The sequence below is a fragment of the Amycolatopsis sp. NPDC114484 genome (genome assembly GCF_055633755.1).
On record NZ_JBVKDQ010000041.1, the window covers coordinates 45,728 to 51,899 of the forward strand.

The following is a 6,172-nucleotide window of genomic DNA, read 5'->3' on the forward strand; positions in this document are numbered from 1 at the left end:
TCACGGACAGCCGGTCACAACGCCCCGAACTCCTCGCACGCCTTCCGCACACCCGCGCCGTAAGCCGGGTCCGCCTTGGCACAGTTGTCGATATGCCGCTCGACCGTCTCCCTGCGCGCGCCCTTGGTCCCCCGTGCCGTGTTCTCGAAAAGCCGCTGCCGCGCACCCTCGTCCAGCAGCCAGAACAGGTTTCCGGGCTGCTCGAAATAATTGTCGTCGTCCTCGCGGTAATCGAACCGGTCCGCGACCGCGCCGGCGGCACCCGCGGGCTCGGCGTACTGCGGCTGCTCCGCCCACCGCCCGAAGAGGTTCGGCTGCACCCCCGGCACCCCGCCCTGATTGCCGTCCACTCGCATCGCGCCGTCGCGGTGGTAGGTGTTCACCAGAGTCGCCCGCGCGGACAGTTGACCGGGATCTGGTGGTGGTTCACGCCGAGCCGGTAGCGGGACGCGTCGCCGTAGGAGAAAAGCCTGCCGTGCAACATCTTGTCCGGGCTGACCGAGATCCCCGGCACCAGATTGGCCGGGGTGAACGCGGCCTGTTCGACGTCGGCGAAGTAGTTCTCCGGATTGCGGTTCAGCTCCAGTTCGCCGACCTCGACGAGCGGGTAGTCCTTCTTGCTCCACACCTTCGTGAGGTCGAACGGGTGGAACCGGTAGGTCACCGCGTCCGCCTCGGGCATGAGCTGCACATACAGCGTCCACTTAGGATAGTCGCCGCGTTCGATGGCCTCGTACAGGTCTCGCTGGTGCGATTCGCGATCCTCGCCGATGAGGGCGTCCGCCTCCCTGTCCGTCAGGTTCTCGATGCCCTGCACGATGGTGATCCGGTGCAGCGCCTCGGGCAGATTCGTCCGCGAATCGCGCTTCACCGCGTGGTTCAGGTCCGGGAACTTCAGCGGGTCCCGGCGGAAGAAGACCGGCGCGTTGTTGCCGACTAGGTCCCAGTTGTCCTGGGAGGTGTAGAAGCGGACGGCGAACCCGCGGATGTCGCGCTCGACGTCCGCCGCGCCGCGTTCCCCGGCGACGGTGGAGAACCGCACGAACGTCTCGACCTCGTTGCCGACTTTGCTGAACAACGCCGCCCTCGTGTAGCGGCTGATGTCGTGAGTGACGGTGAACTTGCCGCGGTCGTCAACGGGTCGGTGTTGTCAGCGAAATTCATTGCTCCTCTTTCGTCGACGGTGCGGACAGACAGGACGGGCAGGTGCCCCAATACGCCACCTCGGCCGCGTCGACGCGGTAGCGTTTTCCACCGCGGGCGGGAGATCGACGCGCTCGACGTCCGCCACTGCGCCGCACTCCCGGCACGCGACGTGGTCGTGGTCGTCGGTGCGCAATTCGAACCGGGCGCGCGAGCCGGGCAGTTCGAGCAGCGCGGCCAGCACGACGGCTTCCTCCCGACCCGGGAAACAGCCAGGCAACTAGTTAGGACTCCTAGTAATAGGCGTGGCAGGCCGCCCGCCGCGACACAAGAAGATTCCGGATTGATTCCAGAAAAGCCCGCGCGAAAGCAGACTTTGGCGTCAAGATGGTGCTGACGCGCGAATATGCTTCACTGCGACAAACGGCGTAAATTGCCGATCAGCTATCCCCCTCAAGCCAATGAGCGTTTCTGATTCGCATTTCGTTGCCTAATGCGTGCTCATTTCCGAATACGTGCACCGAAGCTGCCGGAAGCCAAGGTTTTCCAGTCACTCCTCGCTGTCGCGCACCACCAACGCGATCTGCACCCGGTTCACCACGCCCAGCTTCGCGAACAGGCTGCTCGTATGCGCCTTCACCGTCGCCACGCTGATGTGCAGCCGCGCCCCCACCTCGGCGTTCGACAGCCCCTCCGCGATCGCCCGCGCGGTGTCCCGTTCGCGCTCGGTCAACGCGGCCAGCCGCGCCTGCGCCGCTTCCCGCGCGGCACGCCGGGTCCCGGACGACTGCGGGCCCATCGCCGCGGTGATCAACCGGCTGGTGGCCGCCGGGGACAGCGCGGGATTCCCGGCGGCGACCGAGCGCACGGCGGCCACGATGTCCGGCGGCGGGGTGTCCTTGAGCACGAACCCGAGCGCACCGGCCCGCAGCGCGCCGAGCACCATCTCGTCGGAGTCGAAGGTGGTCAGCACCAGGATCCGCGGCGGATCCGGCCAGCTGAGGATCGCTTCGGTCGCGCTCAGGCCGTCGCGGCCGGGCATCCGCACGTCCATCAGCACGACGTCCGGCCGCAGCCGGCGGACCTCGGTGATCGCGGCGTCGCCGTCCGCGGCCTCGCCGGCGACCTCCAGGTCGGCCTCTCCGTCGAGCATGAGCCGCAACGACATCCGCACCAGTTGATCGTCGTCGACGAGCACGACCCGCACCCGGTCCACTCACTCGCTCCCTTCGCCGCGGGCAGGCCACGGCAGCCACGCGGTCAGCACGAACCCGCCGCCCGGGTCCGCGTGATGGTCAAGTTCACCACCGGCGAGCTCGACCCGCTCGGCCAGGCCCAGCAACCCGAACCCAGCCGACGGCGGCGGCTTCTCGCCCCTCGCCGCGCCGGAATCCCGCACGGTCACGCGCAGGCCGTCGCCTTCCCCTCCCTCCACGGTGACACACACTTCCGCGCCAGGTGCGTGTTTTCCGGCATTGGTCAGTCCTTCTTGGACGATCCGGTACACCGTGCGCGCGAGCAGATCCGGCGGCTGCCCGATGGATTCCGGGGTGTAACCGACGTCGACCCCCAGCGCGCGAGCGTCCGCGACCAACGCGGGCAGGTTCGCGAGCGACGGCTGCGGCGGCTCAAGTCCGCCCGGACTGGCCCGCAACACCCCGAGCACGTCCCGCAATTCCTCCAGCGCCTGATGCGCGCCGTCAGCGATTCCCTTAGCCAGCAGCGAAACCTGCTCGGGAGGCAGGTCCGCGCGATGCCCCAGCACCCCGGCTTGCATGGCGACGAGCGAAACCCGATGCGCGAGGACGTCGTGCATCTCGCGCGCGATCCGGTGCCGCTCGACGATCCGCGCCTCGGCCGCCCGCGCGACCTGCTCGCGTTCGGCGCTCTCCGCGCGTTCCCGCAGCGACCGCAGTTCCTCGCGGCGCGCCCCGACCGCCGCCCCGATCGCCACGACGATGCCGGTGATGAGCGTCGTCAGCGCAATGGACAGCCACCACGGATCGGGATCGGCACCGCGCGGGTAAAGCCCTTCGGTCACCGCACCGGTCAGGACGCAGCCGATCCCGATCACCGTGGTCTCGACCGGCCTGCGCCGGGTGGCGAGCGAGCCGAGCACGAGCAACGCGGCACCGCCGGCGGAGGTGGAAACCGCCGAAACGATCACCACCCCGGTGGCGATCGCGAGCGGATGCCGCCGCCGCCACAGGCTCGCGACCAGGCAGCCGACCCCGATCACCGGGTCGCCGAAGATCAACCACCCGATCCGCGGGTCCTCGGACCCCTCCGGCAGCTGCGCGGCGACCGCCACCCAGGCGAGCAGGCCGACCAGCGCGGCCAGGAGCAGCCGCCACCCCTGCTGCCACGGTTTGAGCCTGGCCTGCGCGACGATCACCCCGCCATCCTCGCCGATCCGCCCCGGCCGTGCAGCAGCCCCGGGCACAGCGCGCACCTAGACCAAAGTCTTAATCGGACCCACGCCTCGACTTTGGTCGGCCGCGATCCGCGCCCCAGGCCCGATGCGCGGCGCGGCGCCCGCCCCCAGACTGAACTCACCAACGAACAGGGGAGAACAGATGAGCAAGGGCGGCTACGGAGCCGTACAGGCGGTCGGCATGGTGCTCACGATCGTCTGCGCACAGGCCATCATCCGCAGCTTCTTCGACCACGAGACCCACCAGCTGTGGAGCGCGTTCACCTGGGTTCCCGGCGGCTGGACCGGACAGCTGATCTCCCTGCTGGTGCTGGTCGCCGCCGGGCTGACGCTCGCCGGATGGGCGAACAACCGGGCCAAGGCGAAGGACCAGGCCGACTGACCGCGCGGCGGGTTATGGCCGGTCCGACCGCTGTCACGGGCCACGGCCAGCCCGCCGCGAACCGATTCCGCTCCGCTCGACGCGCTTGATTCGATCCATCTGCACGGCGGCGGGCTGATCATCGTCCGCGCCGCCGACGAGTACCGGCACCAGGCCGGGGAAGAATCCCGCACCTCGTCGAGCGGCCTGGCGCACCTGTGGATCGGCGGAGCCGAACAGCGCACCCTCGAAGCTGGTGAACTCACGCTGCTGGCCGCAGGGTCGCGCACCAGCTTCACGCACCCGAGGACGGCGCATGCGGATGACGCGGCCTCCGTCGATTACGGACTGCCGGAAACTTGGCTGAATTAGTGCACCTCCGGCCCCAGTGCCGCATACGTCTCCGGGCGCCTCCGTCGCAGGTAACCCGCCATGGCCAACCCCGCGACGATCAGGATCGGCAACAACCACGGCAGCAACCCAATCCACGCCGCGTCGGACCCAGCCATCGTCGGAAAGTTCAGCACGGCCAGCACGATCACCCCGATCAGCCCCGCCCCGCCGAGCCCCGGCGCGACAAACGTGCTCCACCAATGCGGATCACGCCGCTGCCGGAAGAACACCACCACCGCGATCGACGCCATCGCCTGCAACACGAGGATCGCCAACGTCCCGAACCCAGTCATGGAGGAGGTCAGGAACGCGACCGGATCGAGCCCGAGCACCGCGAAGATCGCCGCCACCACAGTAGCGAACCCGATCTGCGCCGCACTCGCATTGCGCGGCGTACCAGAAACCGTGTGCCCCAACGCCTTCGGCAGCACACCGTCCCTCGCGAGCGCGTAGATGTAACGACTCGCGGAGTTATGCAACGCCAGCAACGCGGCGAACAGACTCACCACGAGCAGCAGTTGCATAACATCGGTAAGCACGGTCCCGAGAACATCCTGCGAGGTAGCGAGCAACAGATCGCCCGCCGCAAGATGGTCCTGTGCGACGGATTTCGCGTTCCCCACCCCGATCGCACTCACCAGCGCGAGCGACGTGATCGCCGCGAAGACCCCGATCGAAATCACCGCGATGTAGGTAGCGCGCGGCACCGACTTGTTCGCGTCCCGAGCCTCCTCGCTGAACAACGCGGTCGCCTCGAACCCGATGAAACACGTGGCAGCAAACAACAACCCGAGCCCGACCGACCCAGACGTCACGACGGCAGGCGACAACGCACTGAACGAATACCCGGATTTCACGAGCACCGCGACGTCGAACACGACCAGAATGCTGACCTCGAGGATCAACGACACCGCAAGCACCTTCGCCGAAACGTCCACCCCGCGCCGACTCAGCAAAAAAACGGCGACGACGGACAGCGCCGCCCAAAACTCCCACGGCAAGTCAAGATGAAAGACCCGGTTGACGACCCCGCCGGTTAGCGCCCCAGAGGTCCCCACCGCTCCCGCGACGAAACAGTTGTACCCAGCCAACGCAACAAACGCCCCGGAAAGCCCAGCCGGTCGCCCGAGGGAAGCGGTAAGATAAGCGTAGAAACCACCCGCGTTGGACACGTACCGGCTCATCCGCGCATACCCGACGCCGAACAACAGCAACACGATCCCCGCGATCAGGAACGACGCAGGCATCCCGCCGCCATTGCCGAGCGCGATCCCGAGCCCCGCGATCACCACCATCCCGGTCAACGGCGCGACAGCGGCGAGCACGAGAAACGCGATCCCGCCAGTACCAAGCGCATTAGCGCGAAGCTGCCCTCCGACGGCCTCCGATGTCGACTGCTGTTGCATCCGGCCCTCCCGATCCGCTCCAGGGCGCCCTCTGCCCCGCAGCGTCCCAGTTTGCTTGCTAAGCGGCCGAACTCCTTGTCGTCGCAGGCAGAGGTCTTGCCAATCCGCGCACCCCCACCCCGCACGACCTCCGTCAGGGGAACCCTCAGAGACTCTGATTCCCTCAGGCCCCCCTCACGACCAGCGCGAGTCCGTGAGGGGCCCCTTCACGGACTTAGATTCCCCCAGGGCCCCCCTCACGGCCCCCCCACCCCACCCCACCGCACCCGCGACCCCAACGCACCCACCCACCCAAACCCCCGCGCCCCACCCACCCAACCGCAGCCAACGCACCCAGCTCACCATGCACCCACACCACCCCCGCACCCCGATACGAAGCCAAAAACACGGCGCGGAGGTGCTTGTCAAGGCATCTTTCCCGCCTTGACAAGCACC

8 protein-coding genes are annotated in these 6,172 nt (G+C 68.0%); 1 reads left to right on the forward strand and 7 read right to left on the reverse strand.

Annotated elements, in window-relative coordinates:
- Nucleotides 1-14 precede the first annotated feature (14 nt).
- The 5 genes from ACZ7SW_RS44430 to ACZ7SW_RS44450 all read right to left on the reverse strand — a co-directional run bounded on the left by ACZ7SW_RS44430 (nt 15) and on the right by ACZ7SW_RS44450 (nt 3,595).
- Nucleotides 15-383: a catalase-related domain-containing protein gene (locus tag ACZ7SW_RS44430; RefSeq protein WP_470236401.1), complete on the reverse strand. Its 369-nt coding sequence runs from the start codon at nt 381-383 to the stop codon at nt 15-17.
- Entirely contained in the window at nt 380-1,078 is a 699-nt protein-coding gene (locus ACZ7SW_RS44435) for a catalase (RefSeq protein WP_470236402.1), read from the reverse strand. The genes ACZ7SW_RS44430 and ACZ7SW_RS44435 overlap by 4 nt, the downstream gene beginning before the upstream one ends.
- Before the next feature lie 72 nt (nt 1,079-1,150).
- Nucleotides 1,151-1,387: a transcriptional repressor gene (locus ACZ7SW_RS44440; protein WP_470236403.1), complete on the reverse strand. Its 237-nt coding sequence runs from the start codon at nt 1,385-1,387 to the stop codon at nt 1,151-1,153.
- Nucleotides 1,388-1,693: 306 nt separating this feature from the next.
- Nucleotides 1,694-2,359 carry a response regulator transcription factor gene (locus tag ACZ7SW_RS44445; RefSeq protein ID WP_470236404.1) on the reverse strand — a complete coding sequence of 222 codons (666 nt, stop codon included), beginning with the start codon at nt 2,357-2,359 and terminating at the stop codon, nt 1,694-1,696.
- Nucleotides 2,360-3,595 carry a sensor histidine kinase gene (locus tag ACZ7SW_RS44450; protein WP_470236405.1) on the reverse strand — a complete coding sequence of 412 codons (1,236 nt, stop codon included), beginning with the start codon at nt 3,593-3,595 and terminating at the stop codon, nt 2,360-2,362. It lies immediately after the preceding gene.
- Between the two features lie 124 nt (nt 3,596-3,719).
- Here ACZ7SW_RS44450 and ACZ7SW_RS44455 point away from each other — a divergent pair, with 124 nt between their 5' ends.
- Nucleotides 3,720-3,959: a hypothetical protein gene (locus ACZ7SW_RS44455; protein WP_470236406.1), complete on the forward strand. Its 240-nt coding sequence runs from the start codon at nt 3,720-3,722 to the stop codon at nt 3,957-3,959.
- Nucleotides 3,960-3,992: 33 nt separating this feature from the next.
- Here ACZ7SW_RS44455 and ACZ7SW_RS44460 read toward each other — a convergent pair whose 3' ends face one another.
- Together ACZ7SW_RS44460 and ACZ7SW_RS44465 are read right to left on the reverse strand one after the other, a co-directional pair.
- Complete coding sequence (locus ACZ7SW_RS44460) at nt 3,993-4,241, reverse strand: hypothetical protein (RefSeq protein WP_470236407.1); 249 nt, start codon at nt 4,239-4,241, stop codon at nt 3,993-3,995.
- 65 nt (nt 4,242-4,306) lie between these two features.
- Nucleotides 4,307-5,737: an APC family permease gene (locus ACZ7SW_RS44465; protein WP_470236408.1), complete on the reverse strand. Its 1,431-nt coding sequence runs from the start codon at nt 5,735-5,737 to the stop codon at nt 4,307-4,309.
- Between the last annotated feature and the right edge of the window lie 435 nt (nt 5,738-6,172).

Coding starts and splice junctions, on each gene's coding strand:
- ACZ7SW_RS44465 (WP_470236408.1), bottom strand. CDS start 5,737: ATGCAACAGCAGTCGACATCGGAGGCCGTCGGAGGGCAGCTTCGCGCT.
- ACZ7SW_RS44455 (WP_470236406.1), top strand. CDS start 3,720: ATGAGCAAGGGCGGCTACGGAGCCGTACAGGCGGTCGGCATGGTGCTC.